Source organism: Filomicrobium sp. (genome assembly GCF_025698805.1).
GTDB classification, from domain to species: Bacteria; Pseudomonadota; Alphaproteobacteria; order Rhizobiales; family Hyphomicrobiaceae; genus Filomicrobium; species Filomicrobium insigne.
On the sequence record NZ_JAILWT010000001.1, the window covers coordinates 740991 to 764971 of the forward strand.

21 protein-coding genes are annotated in these 23981 nt (G+C 57.2%); 6 read left to right on the forward strand and 15 right to left on the reverse strand.

The features are described from left to right. Positions 1-48: 48 nt before the first annotated feature. From odhB to mdh, 5 genes are all read right to left on the reverse strand, one after another. The gene (odhB, locus tag K5845_RS03320; protein ID WP_287958382.1) at positions 49-1299 is read right to left on the reverse strand and encodes a 2-oxoglutarate dehydrogenase complex dihydrolipoyllysine-residue succinyltransferase; all 1251 of its coding nucleotides are present in this window, start codon (positions 1297-1299) and stop codon (positions 49-51) included. Between the two features lie 84 nt (positions 1300-1383). Then, positions 1384-4347 carry a 2-oxoglutarate dehydrogenase E1 component gene (locus K5845_RS03325; RefSeq protein WP_046477232.1) on the reverse strand — a complete coding sequence of 988 codons (2964 nt, stop codon included), beginning with the start codon at positions 4345-4347 and terminating at the stop codon, positions 1384-1386. A gap of 247 nt (positions 4348-4594) precedes the next feature. Beyond that, a complete protein-coding gene (gene sucD / locus K5845_RS03330) occupies positions 4595-5494 on the reverse strand; it encodes a succinate--CoA ligase subunit alpha (protein ID WP_046477230.1) in 900 nt (299 codons plus the stop codon). Between the two features lie 52 nt (positions 5495-5546). Then, entirely contained in the window at positions 5547-6746 is a 1200-nt protein-coding gene (gene sucC, locus K5845_RS03335) for an ADP-forming succinate--CoA ligase subunit beta (protein WP_046477228.1), read from the reverse strand. A gap of 240 nt (positions 6747-6986) precedes the next feature. Then, positions 6987-7952, reverse strand: coding sequence for a malate dehydrogenase (mdh, locus tag K5845_RS03340; protein ID WP_046477226.1), 966 nt, complete (start codon positions 7950-7952; stop codon positions 6987-6989). Positions 7953-8394: 442 nt separating this feature from the next. Here mdh and K5845_RS03345 point away from each other — a divergent pair, with 442 nt between their 5' ends. After that, entirely contained in the window at positions 8395-9207 is an 813-nt protein-coding gene (locus K5845_RS03345; RefSeq protein ID WP_287958383.1) for a matrixin family metalloprotease, read from the forward strand. Between the two features lie 230 nt (positions 9208-9437). Then, entirely contained in the window at positions 9438-10013 is a 576-nt protein-coding gene (locus tag K5845_RS03350; protein WP_046477223.1) for a PRC-barrel domain-containing protein, read from the forward strand. 91 nt (positions 10014-10104) lie between these two features. Here K5845_RS03350 and zapE read toward each other — a convergent pair whose 3' ends face one another. After that, complete coding sequence (gene zapE / locus K5845_RS03355; RefSeq protein WP_052743717.1) at positions 10105-11250, reverse strand: cell division protein ZapE; 1146 nt, start codon at positions 11248-11250, stop codon at positions 10105-10107. 435 nt (positions 11251-11685) lie between these two features. On the opposite strand from zapE, the gene K5845_RS03360 reads away from it, so the two are divergent. Both K5845_RS03360 and K5845_RS03365 read left to right on the forward strand, forming a co-directional pair. After that, positions 11686-12156, forward strand: coding sequence for a GNAT family N-acetyltransferase (locus tag K5845_RS03360; protein WP_244465013.1), 471 nt, complete (start codon positions 11686-11688; stop codon positions 12154-12156). A 526-nt stretch (positions 12157-12682) separates the two neighbouring features. Next, positions 12683-13024: a hypothetical protein gene (locus K5845_RS03365; RefSeq protein WP_046477218.1), complete on the forward strand. Its 342-nt coding sequence runs from the start codon at positions 12683-12685 to the stop codon at positions 13022-13024. A gap of 265 nt (positions 13025-13289) precedes the next feature. Here K5845_RS03365 and K5845_RS03370 read toward each other — a convergent pair whose 3' ends face one another. From K5845_RS03370 to K5845_RS03405, 8 genes are all read right to left on the reverse strand, one after another. Then, positions 13290-14069 carry a succinate dehydrogenase iron-sulfur subunit gene (locus K5845_RS03370; protein WP_090227024.1) on the reverse strand — a complete coding sequence of 260 codons (780 nt, stop codon included), beginning with the start codon at positions 14067-14069 and terminating at the stop codon, positions 13290-13292. A 130-nt stretch (positions 14070-14199) separates the two neighbouring features. Next, positions 14200-14871, reverse strand: a complete 672-nt coding sequence (locus K5845_RS03375) for a hypothetical protein (protein WP_244465012.1) — start codon at positions 14869-14871, stop codon at positions 14200-14202. Between the two features lie 217 nt (positions 14872-15088). Next, positions 15089-15832 (reverse strand): MHYT domain-containing protein, encoded by a 744-nt coding sequence (locus K5845_RS03380; protein ID WP_090227027.1) that lies wholly within the window; start codon positions 15830-15832, stop codon positions 15089-15091. Positions 15833-16233: 401 nt separating this feature from the next. Beyond that, positions 16234-18084 carry a succinate dehydrogenase flavoprotein subunit gene (gene sdhA, locus K5845_RS03385; RefSeq protein WP_046477207.1) on the reverse strand — a complete coding sequence of 617 codons (1851 nt, stop codon included), beginning with the start codon at positions 18082-18084 and terminating at the stop codon, positions 16234-16236. 4 nt (positions 18085-18088) lie between these two features. Next, complete coding sequence (sdhD, locus tag K5845_RS03390) at positions 18089-18469, reverse strand: succinate dehydrogenase, hydrophobic membrane anchor protein (protein ID WP_046477205.1); 381 nt, start codon at positions 18467-18469, stop codon at positions 18089-18091. A 14-nt stretch (positions 18470-18483) separates the two neighbouring features. After that, the gene (sdhC, locus tag K5845_RS03395; RefSeq protein WP_046477203.1) at positions 18484-18894 is read right to left on the reverse strand and encodes a succinate dehydrogenase, cytochrome b556 subunit; all 411 of its coding nucleotides are present in this window, start codon (positions 18892-18894) and stop codon (positions 18484-18486) included. Positions 18895-19022: 128 nt separating this feature from the next. After that, positions 19023-20081 (reverse strand): MaoC family dehydratase, encoded by a 1059-nt coding sequence (locus K5845_RS03400; protein WP_287958384.1) that lies wholly within the window; start codon positions 20079-20081, stop codon positions 19023-19025. A gap of 100 nt (positions 20082-20181) precedes the next feature. Beyond that, positions 20182-21066: an HpcH/HpaI aldolase/citrate lyase family protein gene (locus K5845_RS03405; RefSeq protein WP_170832412.1), complete on the reverse strand. Its 885-nt coding sequence runs from the start codon at positions 21064-21066 to the stop codon at positions 20182-20184. Positions 21067-21258: 192 nt separating this feature from the next. Here K5845_RS03405 and K5845_RS03410 point away from each other — a divergent pair, with 192 nt between their 5' ends. Further along, entirely contained in the window at positions 21259-22071 is an 813-nt protein-coding gene (locus tag K5845_RS03410; RefSeq protein ID WP_287958385.1) for a bifunctional hydroxymethylpyrimidine kinase/phosphomethylpyrimidine kinase, read from the forward strand. 51 nt (positions 22072-22122) lie between these two features. Here the strand turns inward: K5845_RS03410 and K5845_RS03415 are convergent, their stop codons facing one another. Continuing rightward, on the reverse strand, positions 22123-23163 hold the full coding sequence (locus tag K5845_RS03415) for a class I SAM-dependent methyltransferase (protein ID WP_287958386.1): 1041 nt from the start codon (positions 23161-23163) through the stop codon (positions 22123-22125). Positions 23164-23266: 103 nt separating this feature from the next. Here K5845_RS03415 and K5845_RS03420 point away from each other — a divergent pair, with 103 nt between their 5' ends. Next, positions 23267-23977: an NAD-dependent deacylase gene (locus tag K5845_RS03420; protein ID WP_287958387.1), complete on the forward strand. Its 711-nt coding sequence runs from the start codon at positions 23267-23269 to the stop codon at positions 23975-23977. The last annotated feature ends 4 nt before the right edge of the window (positions 23978-23981 follow it).

Below are 23981 nucleotides of genomic sequence, written 5' to 3' on the forward strand. Positions count from 1 at the left end.
CGCTCCTTCGTCTCAATCTCTTGCGATCACGTGCGGGGCTCCGCGGACTTACAGGTCGAGAACGAAGCGATGCGGGTCTTCAAGACATTCCTTGACGCGAACCAGGAAGGTCACGGCTTCCTTGCCATCGACGATGCGGTGGTCGTAGGAGAGCGCCAGATACATCATGGGGCGCGCGACGATAGAGCCATCTTTCAGAACGACGGGGCGCTGCTCGACGCGGTGCATACCGAGAATACCGGACTGCGGCGCATTAAGAATCGGCGTCGACATCAACGAACCAAAGACGCCGCCGTTGGTGATCGTAAAGGTGCCCCCCTGCATCTCTTCGATGCCGAGCTGTCCATTACGGGCCTTATGGCCAAATTCGGCAATCTTGCCTTCGATCTGGGCGATCGACATTTTGTCGGCCTCGCGGACGACGGGCACGACGAGCCCTCTGTCCGTCCCGACGGCGACACCAATGTGGTAGTAGTCTTTGTAGACCAGATCTTGGCCATCGATCTCCGCGTTGATCGAAGGAATCTCCTTCAAGGCCTGGATACAAGCTTTCGCGAAGAAGCCCATGAAGCCCAGCTTGACACCGTGACGCTTCTCGAAAAGATCCTTGTACTGACTGCGCATCTCCATGACCGCCGACATGTCGACGTCGTTGAAGGTGGTCAGCATAGCAGCGGTGTTCTGTGCATCTTTCAAACGACGGGCGATCGTCTGACGCAACCTGGTCATCTTAACGCGCTGCTCGCGCTGGTCGTCAACGGGCGCGGATGGCACGCGCAGACCTTGCGACGGAGCGGGTGCGGCTACAGGCACGTAAGATGCCGTCGCTGATGAACTTGGCTGCGCGCGCTGAGCAGAAACAGCCGGGACGTCGTGTTTGAGCACTTGGCCGCGACGACCAGAGCCTTCCACGTCTGTTTTCGACAGGCCTGCTTCTGCCAGCGCCTTTCGAGCTGCTGGAGATGGCGGCATGTCCTCCTTGGAGGAACTCGAGCTTTCGGCAGGGGCTGGTGCTGCAGCGGCTTTTGACGGCTTGGCGGCCGGGGCTGGGCTCGCCTCAGTTCCTTGACCCAAAGTCGCGAGCAAGGCTCCAACTTCGACAGTCTCGCCCTGCTGGATAATGATGTCCGCCAGAACACCGGTCGAGGGGGCCGGCACCTCTACCGTGACCTTGTCCGTCTCCAGTTCGACAAGAGGCTCGTCGACCTTCACCGGATCGCCCGGCTTCTTAAACCACTGGCCGACCGTGGCTTCGGTAACAGACTCACCCAATGAGGGCACGCGAATCTCGATGGACATCTTCGCCGGACCTTTCGCTTTTCCTAGCAGAAGCGCCTGACAGGCGCCCCCCGAAAATGGCTTGCTGCAATATGAGGAGAGCGCTTAAGCGTTCAAAGCCTCTGAGACAAGCGTCTGTTGCTCTGTCTGGTGACGTTTTGCCAATCCGGTGGCCGTCGACGCCGATGCGGGACGCCCGGCATAGATGGCCCGAGAAGCGTTCGCGCCGATATGATCGAGAACCCATTCAAGGTTCGGTTCAATCCAGGTCCATGCTCCCATGTTCTTCGGTTCTTCCTGGCACCAGATGTATTCGGTGGCGTTGGTGAAGCGGCCGAGCTCCTGGATAAGCGTGCGTGCTGGGAACGGATAAAGCTGTTCGACGCGCAGAAGATAGACGTCCTCAAGTCCGGCGGCTTGTCGCTTCTCGTAAAGATCGTAGTAGACCTTGCCCGAGCAGAGAACGACGCGGCGGATCTGGTCGTCCGGCTTAAGCTTGAGACCCGAAGCGTTTCGCATCTGGCGGTCGCAATCGTCCCAAAGAACGCGGTGGAACGTTGTTCCGGTCGCTATCTCCTCCAAGCGGGATTCTACGCGCTTGTGACGGAGGAGCGATTTCGGCGTCATCAGGATCAGCGGCTTGCGGAACTTGCGGTGCAACTGGCGACGCAGGATGTGGAAGTAGTTCGCTGGCGTGGTGCAGTTGGCCACCTGCCAGTTGTCTTCCGCCGAGAGTTGTAGGTATCGCTCGAGTCTGGCCGAAGAGTGCTCAGGGCCCTGACCTTCGTATCCGTGCGGAAGCAGGCAGACGAGGCCTGACATGCGCAACCACTTGCGTTCACCTGACGACAGGAACTGATCGAAGATCACCTGCGCGCCGTTGGCGAAGTCGCCAAACTGCGCTTCCCACAAAACAAGCGCGTTGGGCTCAGCCAGCGAAAACCCATATTCAAAACCTAGTACGGCTTCTTCCGAAAGCATCGAGTTAATAACTTCGAACCGCGCCTGGTCGGCAGAGATGTGCCGTAGGGGCGTGAAACGCTTTTCTGTTTCTTGATGGGTAAGGACGGAGTGACGTTGGGAGAAGGTGCCGCGTTCGCAATCCTGTCCGGACAGACGCACCGGGAAACCTTCAAGAACCAGCGAGCCGAAAGCCAAGTGTTCGGCCATGGCCCAATCGATGCCGACGCCTGAGTCAATCATCTCGCGGCGGCGATCCAACAACCTCTGCACGGTTTTGTGCACGATGAAGTCCGAGGGGATCGTCGTAATACGCCGGCCGATATCACGAAGCGTGTCGATGTCTACGCCCGTCACACCGCGACGAGCTTCGTCCTCGGCGAACCCGATGGATGACCACCGGCCGTCGAGCCAATCCGCCTTGTTTGGCTTATAGGCGTCTGCAGCCGCGAATTCTTCCTCCAGATGCGAGCGGAAGCCCGCGTACATCTGGTCAACATCCGAATCCGCCAGGACGCCTTCCTCGATCAGTTTGTCGGCGTACAGACGCGCGACCGGCGTGTGCGCCTTGATTCGGCGGTACATGCGCGGCTGCGTGAACATCGGCTCATCGGCTTCGTTGTGACCGAACCGCCGGTAGCAGACCATGTCGATGACGACCGGCTTTTGGAATTTCTGCCGGAACTCAGTTGCGATTTTCGCGACGTGAACGACGGCTTCCGGATCATCACCGTTGACGTGGAAGATCGGCGCCTCAACCATCTTGGCCACGTCCGTGCAATAGGGCGAGGACCGCGAGTGCCGCGGGTTGGTCGTGAAGCCGATCTGATTGTTGATGATGAAGTGAACCGAGCCGCCGGTACGGTGCCCCTTCAAACCGGACAGGCCAAAGCATTCGGCAACGACGCCCTGCCCTGCGAACGCCGCATCACCGTGCAGCAGCAAGGGCATGATCGACGTGCGTTCGTTCGGTGCACAGCCGTGTTGATCCTGCTTCGCGCGTACCTTGCCCAGCACTACAGGATCAACGATCTCCAAGTGAGAGGGGTTCGCCGTCAGCGAGAGGTGAACGTTGTTGCCGTCGAAGGTGCGATCCGACGAGGCGCCGAGGTGATATTTGACGTCGCCCGATCCTTCCACGTCGTCCGGCTTGAACGACCCGCCTTTGAATTCATTGAAAATGGCGCGATGGGGTTTCGCCATGACATTGGCGAGAACGTTGAGGCGGCCGCGGTGAGCCATGCCGATAACGATTTCACGAACACCCAACTGGCCGCCGCGCTTGATGATCTGCTCAAGGGCTGGGACCATTGCTTCGCCGCCGTCAAGGCCGAACCGCTTCGTACCGGTGTATTTGACGTCTGCGAACTTTTCGAAGGTCTCAGCTTCGATCAGCTTGTTGAGGATCGCTTTCTTGCCTTCGACGGTGAATCTGATGTCTTTGCGTTCACCCTCAATGCGCCGCTGAATCCACGCCTTCTGCAGGGGATTAGTGATGTGCATGAACTCGTAGCCGATGTGACGGCAATAGGTCCGGCGCAGAATATCGAGAATCTGGCGAATGCTCGCCGTCTCAAGCCCAAGAACGCGATCGATAAAAATCGGACGGTCATAGTCGGCTTCCGTGAAGCCATAGGTTTCAGGCTTCAGTTCGGCGTGCACTCTGCGGTCGGCGAGGTCCAGAGGGTCCAACTCGGCAGCCAAATGGCCCATCACGCGATACGCGCGAATGAGCATGAGAGCGCGGATGGAATCTTGGGTCGCGCGCAGCGAGGCGACCGGTGATAGATCGACGCCCATATGATTTGCGTGGGCGGAGATTTTGCCGTGAAGGGTCCGTTCAACCTGGGCGTAGTCACCGGTCAGTGCAGCAACCAGATCGCCGTTGGACTCGAGTTTGGTGAGGGGCGTCGCCCACGGCGGGTTGCCCGGATCGGATTCTACGACTGACTTGTCTTCCTGGAGGCTTTCAAAAAAGTGCCGCCAAGCGTCAGGCACTGAGCCGGGATTGGCGGCATATTGCGCCTGCAAATCCTCAATATACGCGGCGTTGGCCCCATCCAAGAATGAAGTCAAGAGAAACGACTGGTTAAGTGCCTCGCGCGTCATAGCCGCCCGCCTGTTTGTTAGGCCCACAGTTCGCGGATCGCGTCAGAGCGCGCGATCTCGCAGTTGCATACTCCGACATTACGCCAGATCGAGGACACGCAATCACGCCCGCATCCTCACCCTCCGAGATAGCGCCCAAAAAAATTTGGGACACTATGTCTTGATATTAGGCATCGTGTCCGGACATTAAAAGACCTCCGCCGCCACGCAAGACGGCGAAGGTCTAACTGTACTTAGTAGGTTTTGACTAACGGTTTAAGACCGCCGAAAGTGTAGTACCGAGCGAGGCTGGGCTATCGGCCATCGCAATACCGGCTTCGGTCATCGCTGCGATCTTGTCTTCAGCCTTGCCTTTGCCGCCGGAGATGATCGCGCCGGCGTGGCCCATGCGCCGGCCTGGAGGCGCCGAGGCACCGGCAATGAAACCAGCCATGGGTTTGCGCTTGCCTGCCGCTGCTGCCTGCTTGATGAACTCGGCCGCTTCTTCTTCAGCCGAACCGCCGATTTCGCCGATCATAATGATCGAATGGGTGTCGGGGTCGTTGAGGAACATGTCGAGCACGTCGATGAACTCGGTCCCCTTCACTGGGTCGCCGCCGATGCCGACAGCCGTCGATTGGCCGATGCCGGCATCCGTGGTCTGCTTGACCGCTTCGTAGGTCAGGGTTCCTGAACGGGAGACGATCCCGCACGTACCCGCCTTGAAGATGTTGCCAGGCATGATGCCAATCTTGCAGGCATTCGGAGTCAAAACTCCGGGGCAGTTCGGACCAACAAGGCGCGACGCGGAGCCAGATAAGGCGCGTTTCACCTTGACCATGTCCATAACCGGGATGCCCTCGGTGATGCACACGATGAGCGGGATTTCGGCATCAATCGCTTCGAGGATGGCGTCTGCCGCAAACGGCGGCGGCACATAGATGGCAGAGGCCGTTGCGCCGGTCGCCTTTTTGGCATCGATCACGGTGTCATAAAGCGGGATGTCTGCCAGTTCGGCGTCCGGGTGCTTTGTGCCGCCTTTGCCCGGCGTGACGCCACCAACGATCTGGGTGCCGTAGGCGCGCGCTTGCTTAGTATGGAAGGTGCCCTGCGCGCCGGTGAGCCCCTGGCAGATTACCTTGGTTGTCTTATCGATAAGAATGGCCATTGGTGAGCCTTTTATAGAAATCTGATCTCAACTTGGATGCGTGGCGAGAGGCTCACGCGACGGCTTTCACTTCGTCCGTAATCTTTTTGGCAGCATCGGCCAGATCGTCAGCCGGAATGATCTTCAGCCCGGATTCGCTGAGGATCTTCTTGCCGAGATCAACGTTTGTGCCTTCCAAACGGACAACGAGTGGAACTTTGATTTCCATCTCGCGCGCGGCCGCGACGACGCCTTCAGCGATGATGTCACACCGCATGATGCCGCCGAAAATGTTGACCAGAATGCCCTTCACCGCCGGATCGTTGAGAATGATCTTGAACGCGGCTTGCACCTTTTCTTTGGACGCGCCACCGCCAACGTCGAGGAAGTTGGCTGGCTCGGCGCCGTACAGCTTGATGATATCCATCGTGGCCATGGCGAGACCTGCACCGTTGACCATGCAGCCGATGTTGCCATCGAGTTTGACATAAGAGAGATCGTACTTGGAGGCTTCGAGCTCCATCGGATCTTCTTCTGCCAGGTCGCGCATTTCGACAATTTCGGCATGCCGGAAGAGCGCATTGGAATCGAAATCCATCTTGCCATCGAGCGCGATCAAGCTGCCGTCCTTGGTCACGACCAGCGGATTGATTTCGAGCAGGCTCATATCCTTCTCGATGACCATGTTATAAAGTGCATTGACCATCTTAACGCATTGCTTGACCTGATCGCCTTTGAGGCCCAGCGCAAATGCGACTTTACGGCCGTGGAATTGCTGGAAGCCCGAAGCCGGATCTATCGACAGCGTGGTGATGCGTTCAGGCGTATCGTGAGCCACCTTCTCGATGTCCATGCCGCCGTCCTGGCTCACGATGAAGGCGACGCGCGAGGTCGCACGATCGACCAACGCGGAGAGATAAAGTTCGCGCTCAATGGCGGAGCCGTCTTCAATATATAGCCGATTGACTTGGCGCCCGGCTGCGCCCGTCTGTACGGTAACAAGCGTCTTGCCGAGCATCTGATTGGCGAATTCCTTCACCTCATCAATTGACTTGGCGAGACGAACCCCGCCTTTGTCGCCTGCTTCGGCCTCTTTGAACGAACCTTTGCCACGGCCGCCAGCGTGGATCTGGGCTTTTACCACCCAAACCGGGCCGGGCAATTTCTGCGCGGCCGCAACAGCTTCGTCGACTGTAAAGGCAGGATAGCCTGTCGGAGTGGGAACACCGTATTGGCGATATAGTTCTTTGGCCTGATATTCATGAATGTTCATGTTGAGCTTTTCCGCTTGCTGGACGCCTCAAATGCGACGGCCAGTTCCATTGCCATTCCTTGGGGCTGCCCGTTTTTTGGATCAGCTTGGCATACCATATACCAGTGCGCTTCCTGAGCAAGGCGCGATCAACTTAGGTTGTCTATCGCAGCAAAATTCGCTCAGCAGGCGACACATTCCGTTGCCACGGGGGGCTAAAACCAAAACGGCGCACCATTTGGGTGCGCCGTTTGCGATCATCTAGGCGCCGAGCTGCGGTGCAATTTGGTTACAGGCATCGACAAGGCCTTTCACTGATTCGACCGACTTCATGAACATCGCGCGTTCGCCGGAGTTCAGGTCGATTTCAACGATCCGTTCGGCGCCACCTGCGCCGATCACCACCGGAACACCAACGTAAAGTCCTTTGACCCCATATTCGCCGTTCAAGTATGCGGCGCAAGGCAGAACCCGCTTCTTGTCCTTGAGATAGCTGTCAGCCATTTCGATGGCGGATGCGGCTGGAGCGTAAAAAGCCGAGCCGGTCTTCAAGAGTGCAACGATTTCACCACCGCCCTTACGGGTACGGTCCACGATTTCATCGAGGCGTTCCTGCTTGATCCAGCCCATCTTTACAAGGTCAGGGAGGGGAATGCCGGAAACGGTGGAGTAGCGGATCAGCGGCACCATGTCGTCGCCGTGACCGCCCAGAACGAAGGCCGACACGTCTTCAACCGATACGTTCAGCTCAGTCGCGAGAAAGTGACGGAAGCGGGAGGCATCCAAAACGCCGGCCATTCCGATGACCATGTTACGTGGCAGACCCGACGCCTTCTGAAGCGCCCAGACCATCGCATCGAGGGGATTGGTGATCGCGATGACCAGAGAGTTCGGTGCATATTTTTTGATGCCTGCGCCAACCTGCTCCATCACCTTGAGATTGATGCCCAGCAGATCGTCGCGGCTCATACCCGGCTTGCGCGGAACACCGGCGGTCACGATGCAAACATCGGCGCCTTCGATATCAGCGTAGGAACTCGTGCCCTTCAATGCGCAATCAAAACCCTCCACGGCTCCGGATTGCGCGATATCGAGCGCCTTGCCGTTGGGAAGTCCCTCGGCGATGTCGAACATCACGACGTCGCCTAGCTCCTTCAAACCGACAAGGTGCGCAAGCGTACCGCCGATCATGCCAGAGCCGATGAGTGCGATTTTGGTGCGCGCCATTGAGCGTTATCTCCTTCAATTTGGAATAAATCTTGGTCTTGTGGATGAATGACGGTGAGCGCGTCCAATTCAGCACACTTTGAGACTGCACTAAAGCTGGGATCCAAAGTGCGACAGATGGCCATCGCCAACACAGACCTGAATAACGGCTCAGGTTTGCTGACGGAAGATCGCCCAAAGTATCTGATGGATGCGTCGGCCGGCGGTTTCCTACCGATAATGTGGACACCGACAGTCCCACTTCGGAGAATCTGAATTCCCGAACGGTAGCCAGAGTTGCGCACAACCCTTTGTAACGCCCGGGGGTTGACGAAGGTTCCCTCGATAGGCGATGCATGTGCACTGCAAGATAAATTTGCCGGCGCGCCTTGCGTGGTAAGGCGGTCAAGCGCGGCCCAAGGGGATCATGAGGTTTAAGGCAAGTAGGGGCAGGAGGGACACGTTGATACGGGGAATCTATTGCGCGCTGGCAAGCTTTATTGCCGCGCATATCTTCTTGGCGCCAGCCGTGCTGGCCGAGGAAGACAACTACAAGCTTCTCAAGCTTCAGGGGCATTTCGCAAGATGGTCTCCAATTCAGTCCAGCGAAACAACGGTCGTCACCTACGCCTTTGCCAATAAGATCGTGCATAGCAAAGATGCCCGCAATTGCGGAGCTATGCAGCCTATGGGCAAGGCGCTCGACCATTCGCGTATTTCCATGAGGCAATTCCGCGAGGAATTCACCAAAGCAACGCACATGTGGGAAGAAGCGGCAAACATTCGCTTTGTTGAGGCGGCTACGCCGCAAGTGGCGAATATTTTGATCGGCGCTCAGGTTAGAGGCATCGGTCGCGCCTTCACAAATGTCGAACTGGCGGCTGACCGCGTATCCCCCGGCACGCGCCAAATAAAACGTTCACTGATCTGCCTCAATCCTGACATGCCGTGGAAAGTTGGGTTCGATGGCGACCTAGCTGCTTATGATCTACGGTACACGCTGGCGCACGAACTCGGTCATGCGATCGGCCTTGATCATCCCAGCGAGCGCGGATCTCTGATGTTCTATAAATATGATGAGACGCAACACGATCTCGCCGTCGGCGACATGGCCGGAGCCGCTCTCATTTATGGTGCGGGGCCGAAATTCGCTAAAGCCAAAGCGAAGACTTTGACACCTCCTACCGAACTGGCCGACACCAATTCCGACGGGACCGAGAAAGCGGACGAGCCGTCGTCACGTCGATCCAGTTTTGGACTCGGTGGGAAACCATAACGCGCGATTGCTAACGTTCGTACGGAACTCAGCGAAACAATCAATTGACGTCACTATAAATGCTCCCAGCGGATATTCCGTTGGGAGCATCTTGCGTATCGTAGCGTCAGATTGACATGGAACCCTACTTCGGGATGGGCCGTTCTTTGGAGCAGTTGCCTTTGCAGGCAGCGCTCAGCCGCAGTAAGGCGGTTGAACAGCTCCCAAGGATGTAAAAGAGGTTTATCGCTATGAAAAAGCTCATCACCACGGCCTCGCTACTGGCACTTATGGCTGCAGGCCCTGCTTTCGCGCAGAGCGCGGCTCCAGGCGCTGATCCGGCCAAGCCGTCAATGGGCGACACGCAGAACAAGCCGGCCACTCCTGATAGCGCCATGCCGGGTTCAAGCAACGGTGCTGCTGGCATGGAAGACAAAGCGCCCGGCGCTTCAGCTCAGTCCCCAAGCGCGGAGACCATGAGCAAGTCCACCGCTGATGCAGGCGCCACGACAATCGGTCAGGGCGAGCTTCGTGTCAGCAAGCTGATCGGTTCGTCGGTCCGTAATGGTGCCAATGAATCTATCGGCAACGTGAATGACGTATTGCTGACGAAGGATGGTCAGGTTGAATCCATCATCGTGGGCGTCGGTGGTTTCCTTGGACTGGGTGAAAAGAACGTCGCCCTTCAGTTGTCCGAGTTGAAGATCGACAACACCGACCCCAATAAGCCGATGATCACTGCGGCCGCGACAAGCGACGCGCTGGCTGCAGCACCAGAATGGAAGCCGCCCCAGAAGCCGGGTGCCAGCTCCGGAACGAGCCGATAATAAAAGGCAAAATACTCGTTGCTTCGATCGGCCCGGAACTTCTTGTTCCGGGCCGTATTATTTAGTGGGCAGATCCTGCAGCGCCATAGTTCTATAGCGCGCGGACATTTTCAGCCCGCCGGTTTCGCGTTTCGAGGTATTGTTCGGTACGCATTTCCATGAGCCGGGAGACCGTTCGCTCAAATAGGTCTGCGCCATCTCCATGCGGATACAGTGCATCAGGCTCGGCCGCCGCTGATGAAATCAACCCCACCTTGTTGTCATAAAGCGCGTCAATCAGATTTATGAAGCGGCGCGCTTCATTGCGCTTGTCTGGAGTCAGAATGGGGATGTCTTCTATTATTAAGGTATGGAAAGCGTGCGCGATCTGAAGATAGTCAAGTGCACCGAGTGGGCGTGCGCACAAGTCGGCAAAACTAAATCGAGCTACGCCCATCGCTGCTGCGGGGACCTCGATTGTTCGCCCCTTGACTTCGATACCCTGAGAAGACGGGTTCGCTACTCCGGTCAGGCGCATCCAAAGAGCATCCAGTTCGGCGCGCGCGACTTCGTCAGCCGGAGAGAAATAAAGCTGACGACCGGCAAGCTTAGCGAGCCGAAAGTCTTTTTGCGCATCGAGGACATGCACCGACATATGATCTTCGATCAAGTCAATGAAAGGTAGGAAAAGCGCGCGATTAAGTCCGTCTTTATATAAGTTCGCTGGCGCTGCGTTGGACGTTGCAACGACGACAACGTTGCGCGCGAAGAGGACGCGAAACAGCCGGCCCAGGATCATCGCGTCGGTAATGTCCGTGACGTGAAGCTCATCGAAACACAAAAGGCCGGCCCTATCGGCAATACGAGATGCAGCAAGCGGGATGGGGTCTCCAGGCTCATCCTTGCGGGCGGCCTGGATCTGCTCATGGGTCTCGGCCATAAATTCGTGAAAGTGAAGACGCGTCTTGGGCGCAAACTCAACATTCTCGAAGAATAGGTCCATTAGCATCGTCTTCCCACGGCCGACGCCGCCATGGATATAGAGCCCCTTTGGCACTTGAGGGGCTGACGACCTCCCAAGGTTCAGCCAGGAGAGAACGCCACGGCGGCGCGCACGATAGAGGCTCAATGCGCGCGCCAATTCGTCGAGCCGCACGACCGCTTCCTGCTGGGCCGGGTCAGCTTCAATTTCATTGTTCGTAATGCGTTGCAGGTATGCGCGCAAAACAGGACCGGAATGCTTAGGTAGTGCTGTCATTCCCTTCCCAGTTCGTGTGCAATACCGCATGCTTCATTTCGGGTATAGCGCTCATATATAAAGAATACAGGCAGTAAAATCGTCCTATTTCTATTCGAATAAGCCCAAAGAATCGTCCTTGACGCCAGATGAGGCATTATCCCGCCTGTGACTTACAGTCCCGCTATACCTTTGGCGAGGCGACATATGGCAACCGGCCCCCCATCTGCCTTTCACCTGTCGTAATGTTGGGTGCAATACAAGGTGCGCAAAACAGCGTGCCAATTGGACTGCAGATAATCACTCGTCTGCACCAGGCGATTATAGGTCAACCAGAACTGAGGTGATGTCATGAGCGATGACCGGTTCTGGGGAGGAACAATAAGAAAACTGTGGCCGACGGAAGTAGAAAAGTTCCGCGACCATCTACTGCGGCTAGATAAGAGTAGCCGGAGAATGCGTTTCGCCCACGGCGTATCGGACAGTTTCATCGGAGACTACGCGCTCCGCATGAACGATATGGGGGGGATCGTCTACGGCTACATTGTAGACGGGGAAGTCCGCGCAGCAGCCGAACTACGCAAACTCGGGGATGCTTGGGGTACCCAGGCTGAAGCCGCGATATCGGTCGAACCTACCTTTCAAAATAAGGGCCTCGGTTCGGAATTGATGGGTCGTGTCATCCGAGCTGCAAGAAACCGCGGCGTACACCAGCTTGTCTTGAGCTGTCTTTCTGAGAACTCGAAGATGCAGGCAATCGCAAGACACTTCGAAGCCGATCTTAGGTTTGAGTACGGCGAAGTGATTGGAGAGATCATTCCGGAGCAACCCAACTACTTTTCGATCTGGGCGGAAGCCATGGAAGATCGGGTGGGCTACGTCCTTGCCGTGTTGGACTTACAGGCACGCACGCTCGCGGCGGCATAGTTGTTTATCCGTCGACACGTGCAACCGTTTCAAACTAACGTTGCACGAACTGTCTTCGCCGTTATGCATCAGGATAAAGAAATGGGGCGTCGGTGGCGCCCCATTTTCTTTTTGACCGTGATTAGATTTTTCGAGACCGCTTTTCTAAAGTCTTCTCCCTCCACATCACACCGTATCGATTACCCTCATTTGCAAATGCGAAGTGATACGCATCGCTCCTCACATTGATCATCCTTGCGCAACGCGATTTTCAAATCTGACGAGAGTCAAAAACCGATTCAAAAAACGTCTCGACGTTCCATGATGTTGTCTCGTGCACCTAACTTTTGATCTCGTCGAAACGCGTTACCTATCTAAAAGCCATCAAATTTGAGTCCTTCACGCAACACTTTGAGGGGAAAGAGAGATTATTTCACCCGACAATTCATTTTGCATGTCAACAAATTCCTCGAACTTGCACATGATTTTTTTAGTCCGAAATTGATTCGGGCGGACACCTTAGAGAAACAGAGAAAGAGAGACTACGATGACTGAAAAGATAAAGGCTCCGGCCAAGAGCAAAGCAAAGAAGGCTCCGGCGAAGAAGGCTGCTGCTAAGAGCACGGCCCGCAAGTCAACGAAGACTACGGCGTCTGCTTCGGCTCGCTCCGCAGCTCCGGCTCGCAAGAAAGCTGTTACGGCAAAGGCTCCGGCGAAGAAGGCTGCTGCGAAGAAGCCTGCCGCTAAGAAGCCCGCCGCCAAGAAGACCGCTGCTAAGAAGCCGGCGGCTCGTAAGCCCGCTGCTCGCAAGGCAGCCGTCAAGCCGGCTGCTAAGAAGACCGCTGCTAAGAAGCCTGCAGCTCGCAAGGTTGCGAAGAAGGCAGCCTAACGAAGCGATATTCCGTTGGCTCCGGATGGGCACCGGAGCGTCAACGGTTCGACTTCCCACCAAGAATACCAATGAACGACTTAGAAGGCCGGTTGCAGCGCTAAGGTTGCACCGGTCTAATTTTTTGCGAAACGTGTCGAGAAGAGATATGCGGGCCCACTGTGATATGTAGGCTACGAGGCCTATTAAGCCTCGAATCATAGGTAATTTCTAAACAGCGGGCTTTCGAATTGTATTCGAAAGCCAAACGCCGCACTCGTCATCGCTAAACGCGACGCTCAACCATCAATTTCTTCAGTTCAGCGATGGCTTTGGCTGGATTCAAGCCTTTTGGGCACGCCTGGGTGCAGTTCAAAATGGTGTGGCATCGGTAGAGCCGGAAAGGGTCCTCGATATTGTCCAAACGCTCTCCGGTTGCTTCATCGCGGCTATCGTTGATCCAACGGTAGGCTTGCAGGAGTATCGCTGGGCCGAGATAGCGATCCGAGTTCCACCAATAGCTTGGGCAGGACGCCGAGCAGCACGCACACAGAATACACTCATACAGACCGTCCAGCTTCTCGCGATCGTCCCGCGATTGCTTCCACTCTGTCGGCGGAGTTGGGGTTTCTGTTTTCAACCAGGGCTCAATCGAGCGATGCTGCGCATAGAAGTGGGTCATATCCGGCACCAAGTCCTTGACGACTTGCATGTGCGGCAATGGATAGATCTTGATCGCGCCCTTTACATCGTCGATCGCTTTGAGACAGGCCAGCGTGTTGGTGCCATCAATGTTCATAGAGCAGGAGCCGCAGATGCCTTCGCGGCACGACCTGCGGAACGTCAAGGTCTGATCAATCTCATTCTTGATCTTGATGAGCCCGTCGAGAACCATCGGCCCGCACTGATCCTGGTCAAGCCAGTAGATGTCGATGCGGGGATTTTCCCCGTCATCCGGACTCCACCTATAAATGCGGAACTCTTTCCAGCGCCCCGAGCTTTGGGGTGAGTTCCAAACCTTGCCAGATTTTACCGTCGAATTGCGAGGGAGCGTGAGCTGGACCATTGAGCCGTCAGTTTCTGTTGCACTGCATCTAAAATGGATAAGCAATGACATGCGGCTTCCAGGCAGCCCTGTCAACGCCACTAATGGTCAAGAGCAAGGTGTGTCGTGACGAGAACATGACGCTTGCTGCTTATTCCAAGCGATAGGTCTTCATGTCGCGTACGAGCGACGTCAGGCGCTCCGACACTTCCAACCCGACTTCAACGGTTGTTTTGAGCGTAGCGCGCGACTGGATAAGCTCGTTGAGCTTTTGCTGGCACTCGCCGAACCCGAAAAAGAGCTCTTCCGGCGCGTTGATTTCTCCGTCTTCGACAGCCGACATCACATCAAAGGCATTCTGAGATGCCAGAACCAGCATCGACGCCACGTCATTCACGATTTGTTGGAACACGCGCGCTGAGTCAGGCGATACACGGGCACTGTGCACTCCGAACTTTAGCGGGGAATTCGGTGAAGCGCCTTCACCACAGAAGAGCTTGGGGTGCTTCTGAAACCGCCGGAATATCTCCGTCAGGCCCAGACAACAGGTCTCCAGATCGCGCAGTGCGGTGCCGGCTTTGCGTTTCGGCTTACTGCGATCCGGTGTTTTGTCCTGTGCGGCCCAGTTAATGCTCGCAATAGACGAGACGGCGCCCAAAGCTGCAATTGCAGGCAGTACAATGGAAAAGGGATCTGGTGCGCTGCGCGTGTCAGACGGCGACACTGGAACGCGCGGTGGCTGCCGCGGAGGGATGGCGGCAGGCTTCTTTTTCACGGTATCTCCCCCTGGGCGCACAATTCCCGACAACAAGCGTGCAAGCATAGCGGTAACGCTCCCGTGCCGACTCGGTTTATCGCGCGAATGCTCCTACAGAGCTTCTGTGTCAAGCAAGAGCCACGTTGCCAGCAGCACACATAATCAGGGGATGCCTCGTCCCTGCGGCACGGAGAAGGCAACCCCACACTTTTCTCACGTGCGGGCCCTGACGAATTGGTGAGGCTATCTGAGATCACTGAGTCAGCTGTTTACGCGATCTCTGTCAGTAACCTCGCCGGAAAGTTCCCGCTGCCTTGTTTACCGATCCGGTGGCCATCAGCAATTGCGCTGAGCAGACGGCAAAAGCGGCCATCGCTATGGCATAGGCCAGTATCGAGTGTGACAAGTGGGACTGTGCAACGGCGACAAACGTAGGTGTTGATACGAATGTCGTGGCGTACATTCCGATGAAGTGCATGGCACTAATCGCCATACCCATTATGACGCCACCTATCATGGTTTCGGCAAGCCCGCGTTTGCCCATCGCAAACCAGAGCGCCGCGCAAGCCGCAAGGACCGCAATCGCTACAGATCCAAGCGTCCCCAACAAATGAAAGGTCAGCCCGCATCCGCGTATGGCAGATACGCCGAGATAGTGCATACCGGCGATCCCGAGACCAATGAGTGCGCCCCCCGTTAGCGTGCCAGGAAGACCCTTTGGGTTCTGCGACGCGACGAACAACCCTAAACCGCATACTGTGATCGCGAGTAGAAGAGAGGCTACCGTCTCTGTCATATTGTAGGAGATCGCGGTGGGAAACTTAACGGCGAGCATTGCTATGAAGTGCATGGCCCAGATGCTGCCGCCCATGACTGCGGCGCAGTTTATACACTGAGCGATGATTTGGCTCATGGGCTTCCGTTCGTCGAGAAGCCCAAATGTCAGAACGAGCGATGTCCAGGATCCCCAGATGGCAACCGCGATCGATACGCCCACGAGCAACGGGTCATATTCAATTTCCAGCATACGCGTGCCCCAAAAAAATTCGTAGCAGACCCGTTCGTGCAGTTGCTCAGATTAAAGATAATCCGACCTCTTCGTACCATGATCAACATGGTGGGGGCCGTCAAATTTGAGGAAATATCCTGCTCTAATCGCGGAAACGTTGCTGTCTAACCCAGCTGATATACGGGTGCAATTCAAGTTCTACGTAATGCAATTCACAATTGAAGGTTAGTTAGCGAAGAACCGCTAAAATCTTAAGTTATTTTCCATTAAAACTTTCTGCAAATTCAATTATCTATTGCTCACATCCTCACTCCATATGTGAGCAATTCAGGGCCAGTACTCAGTCCCGTTTTGTTTCTGTAAACACTGGAGGATACCGGCCGAACGAGATCGGCCGGTACATTTGCCCCGCGGCGACGTCAGTAGACGCGCGCTTTCGGCTCGATATACGAGACTTCATTGGTCATGGTGTAGGTGTGGACTGGACGGAAGTCGAGTTTGACCTTACGGGCATCGAGGTCAGCCCAAGCCAACGTGTGCTTCATCCAGTTGGCGTCATCGCGGTTGGGATAGTCCTCACGCGCGTGCGCACCGCGGCTTTCTTTGCGGTTGGCCGCGGCAGTTACGGTGACGGCCGCCTGGCTGATGAGGTTGTCGTACTCCATCGTCTCAACCAGGTCCGAGTTCCAGACTAGAGATCTGTCGGAGACGCGGATATCGCCTGACTGCTGCCAGATCTCGTCGATCAGATGCACGCCCTCTTCGAGTACCGGACCGTCGCGGAACACCGCGCAGTTAGACTGCATCACCCTCTGCATCTTCAGGCGCAGATCAGCCGTTGGCGTGTCGCCCTTGGCGTAGCGGAAGTGATCCAGACGGGAGAGTGCAAGATCCGCAGAGTCCGCAGGCAGGTCAGCATGGGCACCCGGCTCGACTACATCAGCGCAGCGAAGCCCCGCGGCACGTCCGAACACGACCAAATCGATGAGAGAGTTCGACCCAAGCCGATTTGCGCCATGGACGGAGACGCAAGCCGCCTCGCCGATGGCCATCAGACCTGGGACAATGTAGTCGGGATTGCCATCCTTCAGGGTCAGGACTTCACCGTGATAGTTCGTCGGGATGCCGCCCATGTTGTAGTGCACCGTCGGAATTACCGGGATCGGCTGACGACGCAGATCAACCCCTGCGAAAACCTTCGCGCTTTCGGTAATGCCGGGCAGACGCTCAGCCAAAATCTTCGGATCGAGATGGTCGAGATGCAGGAAGATGTGATCGCCATGCGCCCCGACACCGCGGCCTTCGCGGATTTCAACGGTCATCGAGCGCGAGACGACGTCGCGTGACGCCAGATCCTTCGCGGATGGCGCATAACGCTCCATGAAGCGTTCGCCTTCCGAGTTGGTTAGGTAACCACCCTCGCCGCGCGCGCCTTCGGTGATCAGCACGCCAGCTCCGTATATCCCCGTCGGGTGGAACTGCACGAACTCCATATCCTGCAGCGGCAGGCCAGCGCGCAACACCATAGCGTTGCCGTCACCCGTGCACGTGTGCGCAGAGGTACAGGAGAAGTAGGCGCGGCCATAACCGCCAGTCGCTAAGATTGTTTTCTTCGCGCGGAAACGATGGATCGTGCCGTCGTCTAGCTTTATCGCGATGACGCCGCGGCATGCCCCTTCTTGATCCATGATCAAGTCGATGGCGAAAAATTCGATGAAGAACTCCGCCGAGTGCCGGAGGCTCTGGCCATAAAGTGTGTGAAGCATGGCGTGGCCGGTGCGGTCGGCAGCAGCGCAGGTGCGCTGGGCCGGCGGACCCTCACCGTATTGCGTCGTCATCCCGCCAAAAGGCCGCTGATAAATCTTGCCGGACTCGGTGCGCGAGAACGGCACGCCGTAGTGCTCGAGTTCATAGACAGCATCCGGCGCATGCCGGCAGAGGTATTCAATGGAATCCTGGTCACCAAGCCAATCCGATCCCTTTACGGTATCGTACATGTGCCAGCGCCAATTATCCGGTCCCATGTTTCCGAGCGCGGCTGCAACGCCGCCTTGGGCAGCTACGGTATGCGAGCGCGTCGGAAAGACCTTGGTCACACAGGCCGTTTTCAAGCCCGCCTCGGCGCAACCCAGTGTCGCGCGAAGACCCGCGCCACCCGCGCCGACGACGACGACGTCGTAGGTGTGATCAACGATTTGGTATGCTTTGCCACCCTGGGCTGGTGCCGTCATTGAATCGCCTTTCGTTGAGCCTGTTGCCGATCCCGCCATTGCGTCATGCTCCAAAGCTCAACTTCAGAACTGCCCAGACGCTCGCGGCAGCGATCGTGAATGCAAAAAAGGTATTGAGCATCAACGCCACGACCTTGGCGCCCTCACCATGAACGTAGTCTTCGATGATGACTTGCATACCGATCCGCATGTGAACGACGCCCGAGAGGATCAGCAGCAGCAACAGGAGCGCCACGACAGGTGAAGCCAGTGTTGCCTTCACGGTCGCGTAGTCGGCGCCAATGAGGTGGATGATGAGGCCGACCAGGAACACGGCCAGGAAGAGGTTGGCCACGGCGGTCACACGCTGCAGCCAGAAGTGATCGGCGCCTTCCTTAGCAGAGCCCAGTCTGCGCGCGTTCTTTAGCGGGGTGCGCATGTTCATCGAGAGATCCGCCCTTATCCGAGTAAAAATACGCCGGCCCACACCGCAGCCGTTAGCACGACGGAACAAACGATGGTGGCCCAGGAGAGGAAGTTGACGGAGGGAATATCCAGGTAGCTTGCCGTGTCCCAGATGAAGTGGCGAATGCCGCCCATCATGTGATGCATGAGCGCCCATGTGTAGCCAAACAGAACGATCCGCCCGAGCCACGTATCGAAGAGCCCGTTGACGAAGTTGAAATAGTCCGGACCGATTGCGGCGGAGACGAGCCACCACGCAAGGAGCAGCGATCCGAAATACAGCGCCGCACCGGTGATGCGATGCAGGATCGACATCACCATGTTGATCAACGGTCGATAGATTTGCAAATGCGGCGATAGGGGACGCTCTATCGCGTTACCACGTATGGTTTTCGCTTCTGCCATAAAGCTCTCCCGCTGCCTTTTTGCTTGTCCGACACAAATTCGTTTAGCGCGACTGTTGCGCTGCGGCAATCAACGTAGCGCCTTGCTGCATCACTTGTCGCAATGGACCTTGGTATGCCAGTCCAGGGTTATTTCGGAATGGCTAGCCAGACGTCCAAATCCAAAATCACACCCTCGTCATAACCGCCTTCGGCTGTTTTGAACGGGAAGTCGGCACACGCACGATTCTTCACTGCCACAAGCCGAGTGCGCAACGCCCCTATGTCGGATCGTCCGGGAAGTTCCGCTTTGTCGAGAACCTCCGACCACGCATAGACCGTGTCGCCTGCGAAGAGTGGCGCAACATGACGGCCCGCGTTGATGGCCGCGAGATGGAACGCGTTGTTGAGCCCGTTGAATGACAGCGCACGGGCTAACGAGATTACGACGCCGCCGTAGATCAGCCGGCGTCCGAAACGGCCCTGGCCTTCGGTGTGCTGATTGAAATGCACTTTAGCGGTGTTTTGGTAGAGGCGCGTTGCGATCTGATGTTCGGCTTCTTCGACCGTCATGCCGTCGACGTGATCGATCTTTTCGCCGACCTCATAGTCACCCCAGCGGAAGGGCGAACCTGAAAGGTTGGTGTCAAAACGACTGACATCGATAGCGGGAACCGCAGCAGCCAAGGCTTCCGGAGCGACGATTTCGGGTAGTGCCGGTACGACGGCTTCGGGTGCAGGTGAGGCCTCATCCTTTTTGCGGACCATAACCCAGCGCGTGTAGCTGAGCACGGTTTCACCCTTCTCGTCCGCGCCGGTCGAGCGCACGTAAACGGTTCCGGTCTTACCGTTTGAGTTTTCTTTGAGCCCGATCACTTCGGACACCGTCGACAACGTCGTGCCAGGATAGACCGGCTTCTCGAACCGACAGTCGGCATATCCGAGGTTGGCAATCGCGTTCAACGAGATATCGGGAACGGTTTTGCCGAACACGGTGTGGAACACGAGCAGATCATCGAGAGGCGCCGACGGATAACCAATTGTGCGGGCAAAAGCGTCGGATGACTGGACCGCAAACCTCGGTCCGTAAAGACCCATGTAGAGTGCGGCGTCACCGACAGTCAAAGTCCGCGGCGTGGCATGCCGGATGATCTGACCGACATGAAAATCCTCGAAGTAGTTGCCCGGGTTGGTCTTCGTCGTGCTCATGCGTTGTCTTTCATTCTTTTCGCGACGGGCGCTTTCGTCTCCGCATCGTATGCGCCTTCAGAGTCTTCAGTTATTGCCGGGAGATGCCGAAGTCGAGAACTCAGTTTGCCGCCATCTCTTCAATCGCCTCGGCAATAGAAACCGTGCGCTCCGCCATGACCATATGCAGCCGCTCGACCATTTTGCCATCGATGGTGATGACACCCTTCTTCTGGTTCTCCGGCAATGCGAACTCGGAAATGATCCGCCGCGACCACTCGACATCCTTCGGGCTCGGCGAAAAAATCTCATTCGCAATGGCAACCTGGTTGGGGTGGATTAGTGTCTTACCATCCATACCCAACGTGCGGCCATGTTCTGCTTCGGCGCGAAGTCCCACCTCGTCCCTGAAGTCGTTGTAGACGCCATCAAGCACGTCGAGCCCGTAGGCGCGGGCTGCCACGATGGTCATCGACAGCCACGGCACGACAGCGAAGCGGTCCTTGTAGTCACGGGCGTGCGACTCTTTCAGGAGATCATTCGTTCCCATGACAAGACAGGTGAGGCGATGCTCGCGCTCGATACCCGCCATCGCGATCTCCCGTACGTTGAGGATCGACATCGGCGTTTCCATCATCGCCCACAGCTTGGTTTTGTCCGGCGCATGTGCTGCCGTCACAACCTTCGCCGCGGAAATGATGTCGCCGGGACGGCCCACTTTCGGGACAAGAATGGCGTCTGGGGCCGCAGCGGCGGCAGCAAACAGATCGTCAGCACCCCATGGGGTTTCCAAGGCGTTGACGCGAATAATGATTTCGCGCTTACCATAGCCACCGGCCTTCACAGCCGCGCAAACCTTTTCGCGGGCTTCGAGCTTGGCATCCGGCGCGACGGCGTCTTCCAGATCCAGGATCAGCGCGTCGGCAGGTATTGTTTTGGCTTTTTCCAGGGCACGAGCGTTGGAGCCTGGCATATAGAGGACACTGCGGCGAGGACGGACAGCCATGCGTGGGCCTTTCGAGCGTTCCAGAAGTGTTTTGTATGTGTCGATTTTTGTTGCGCCGCACATTAATCAAGCAACGCCCAAACGCAAATGGACAATACGTAGTAGGACGACCTGCGGCAGTCTGCGTCCTCTGACTAGGCCGACAAAGTTGTAAAAACGTACGAAACGAATATCCCGGATAGTGAGCGCGCAATGGCTCAAGTTCTCGCTTTTTCCTCCTACGTCGCTTCCGGCCACGTCGGCCTCGCGGCCGTCGTTCCGGCGCTCCAACGCCTGGGGCACGAGGTGATCGCGCTTCCGAGCGTTGTGCTCTCCAATCATCTGGGGCATGTGCATTGGGCAGGCCGGCCCGTCGCTTTGGAAGATCTGACGGCGATGCTGGAGGCGTTGGAACAAAACGGCCAATTCGCTGATATCGACGCCATTCTGACCGGCTTTCTGCCGACGCCCGAGCACGTCGCGCTCGCTGCGAAGACCGTTCGCCACGTTCGGGACCGCCATGGCGACGTCGCTTATCTCTGCGATCCGGTCTTCGGCGATGAGCCCGAGGGGCACTATATCGGCGTGCCGGCCGCACAGGCCATTGCGTCCGAACTGGTTCCGCTTGCCACGTACGTGACGCCCAACCGGTTTGAGGCAAAGTTCATTTTCGGTGAGGGTTTCGACGACCCGCAAAATGCGCTTCCGAAAGACTGCCGCTTGCTGGCCGTCACGTCCGCAGAGCTTGCTGGCGATCAACTGCGGACCCGCTGTGTGACCTCGGACCCCGAAGCAGCGTTCGCGTGCGCCGTCCCTTATCGCCCTGTGGTCCCGCATGGAACAGGCGATCTGTTCGCGGCGCTGTTGCTCGGGCATATCCTCAATGGATCATCGGAAAGCGACGCGTTCGCGCGCGCTGTCGCTGGCGTGGAAACCGTCATCGCTGCAAGCAACGGGCGTGATGAACTGGCCATCGTCGCGGCGATCGATATGGCGGCGAAAGCTAAGCCATGGCCGTTTGCGTAAAGCCTTTCGGAGGGGCTAATCAGGTGGGCGGGGGTGGTGGTGGTGTTGATTTCATTCCTGCTTACGGCACGTCACGACTTTTGCCAGAAACGCGAGCTCCTGCGTGGCCGGTTTGAGGCCTGCGTCAGTGAACAGCTTGTTCAGATCCTCGATCGCGTAACTGCGGTAGTAGGGCTCGTGGAAGCGGACGGGAAAGGCTTCCAGCAGTCCGTCCCACCCGGGCTTGTCTCCCATCTGCAGACTGTCGAGGAACACGAAAAGGCCCCCGGGCTTAAGAACGCGCGCGATTTCACACGTCACGGTGCGACGAACCTCCGGCGGCAACTCGTGGAACAGAAATGTGCACGTGACGATGTCCTGGCTGGCGTCCGCGCAGGGGATTTGCTCCGCGTTCGTTTCGATCAGAGTCGCCGGGCGTAACCGCCCCATATGCTGGCGGGCTTCTTCCAGATAGGGCCCGCTGAGATCGAGGCCGGTCAATGCCATAGCGGGATAGGCGCGGCGGATTTCTCGAAGCAGTCGTCCCGTTCCGCACGCGACATCGAGGCACGACACACGGCGCTGATCGCGGCCATACATGAATTCCGCGATGGGTCTGAGACTCGCGCGGCGCATGGCGGCGGCGGCACCATAAAACAGGATCTCGACCTGCAAATCATAGAGCTTCGCGGACTCGTCCGTCAGATAGCCGCCCGTCTGATAGTGGAAGTCCTGGGTGAAGTAGTCCGGTAGATCCGCAGTTTTTGCCGCTGCGCTTGCCGTGGATGCATCGCGGGCCTGCCGGCGTTCGGTGGTGCCGGGCAGGTCTGCATACATGGCGCGCAGACGCCGAAAGTGATCCCAAATGCGGGGTTCATCCGTGATTTCGGGGGGGTAGAGCCCAGCGCCCGCCGCCTCCGCGTCCCGGCGCATCAACCCGCGGAGATCTTCAAACAGTTCGTTGCGATCGGGAACGGGCTTGGTCGGCGTGAATTTCGGCGCGGGTGAGAGCTTCCGTGCCTGCCGGCTCATCAGCCAATTGATGCCGCTATACCAAGACACCCGCAAGCTGTTGCCGGCGGTTTGCAAAGCCATAGCGATGGGATCGGCCATCTCTTGGTCTCCGTGTTAGCGCCCGTGTCCAACCGTTTGCCACGGGCACGGCCTGCCGTTATGCCAAGCTTGAACTTTGGCGGACGGCAAACTTGAGAAGCGGATGACAGTTTATCAGCGGATCGTAATTCTGACAGGTGCAGGACTTTCAGCCGAGTCCGGGCTTTCTACCTTTCGCGACAAGGACGGCATCTGGGCCCGGTACGACTATCGCGATGTGGCAACGCCGGAGGGGTTCGCTCGTAATCCGAGCCTTGTCTACGACTTCTATAATCAGCGCCGCCGCGACGGAATGGGCGTCCAACCCAACGCTGCCCACCGAGCCTTGGCGAAGCTTGAGGACGCGTTTCCGGGCGACGTCGTGATCGTCACGCAGAATATCGACGGTTTGCACGAAGCCGCCGGCAGCCGGAACTTGATCCATATGCACGGGCAAATGGCTCAGGCTCTTTGCGCCTTATGTAACGCGCGTTCTCCGTGGGTCGAGGATTTGTCGGCGGATCTTGCATGCTCCGCATGCGCGACGCCGGGCGGCATGCGGCCCGACGTCGTCTGGTTCGGTGAGATGCCTTACGATTTGGACCAGATCGCTGCAGCGCTTTCCAGTTGCGACTTGTTCATTTCGATCGGCACCAGCGGGAATGTCTATCCCGCCGCAGGTTTCGTCGCGGCGGCGCGTGACATCGGTGCGCACACGGTCGAACTCAACCTCGAACCGTCCGAGGGCGCGAGTTTGTTCGCAGAACATGTCCATGGACCGGCGACGGAGGTCGTTCCGGCTTACGTCGACAAATTGCTGTCGGTTTCAGCGTAGCGCG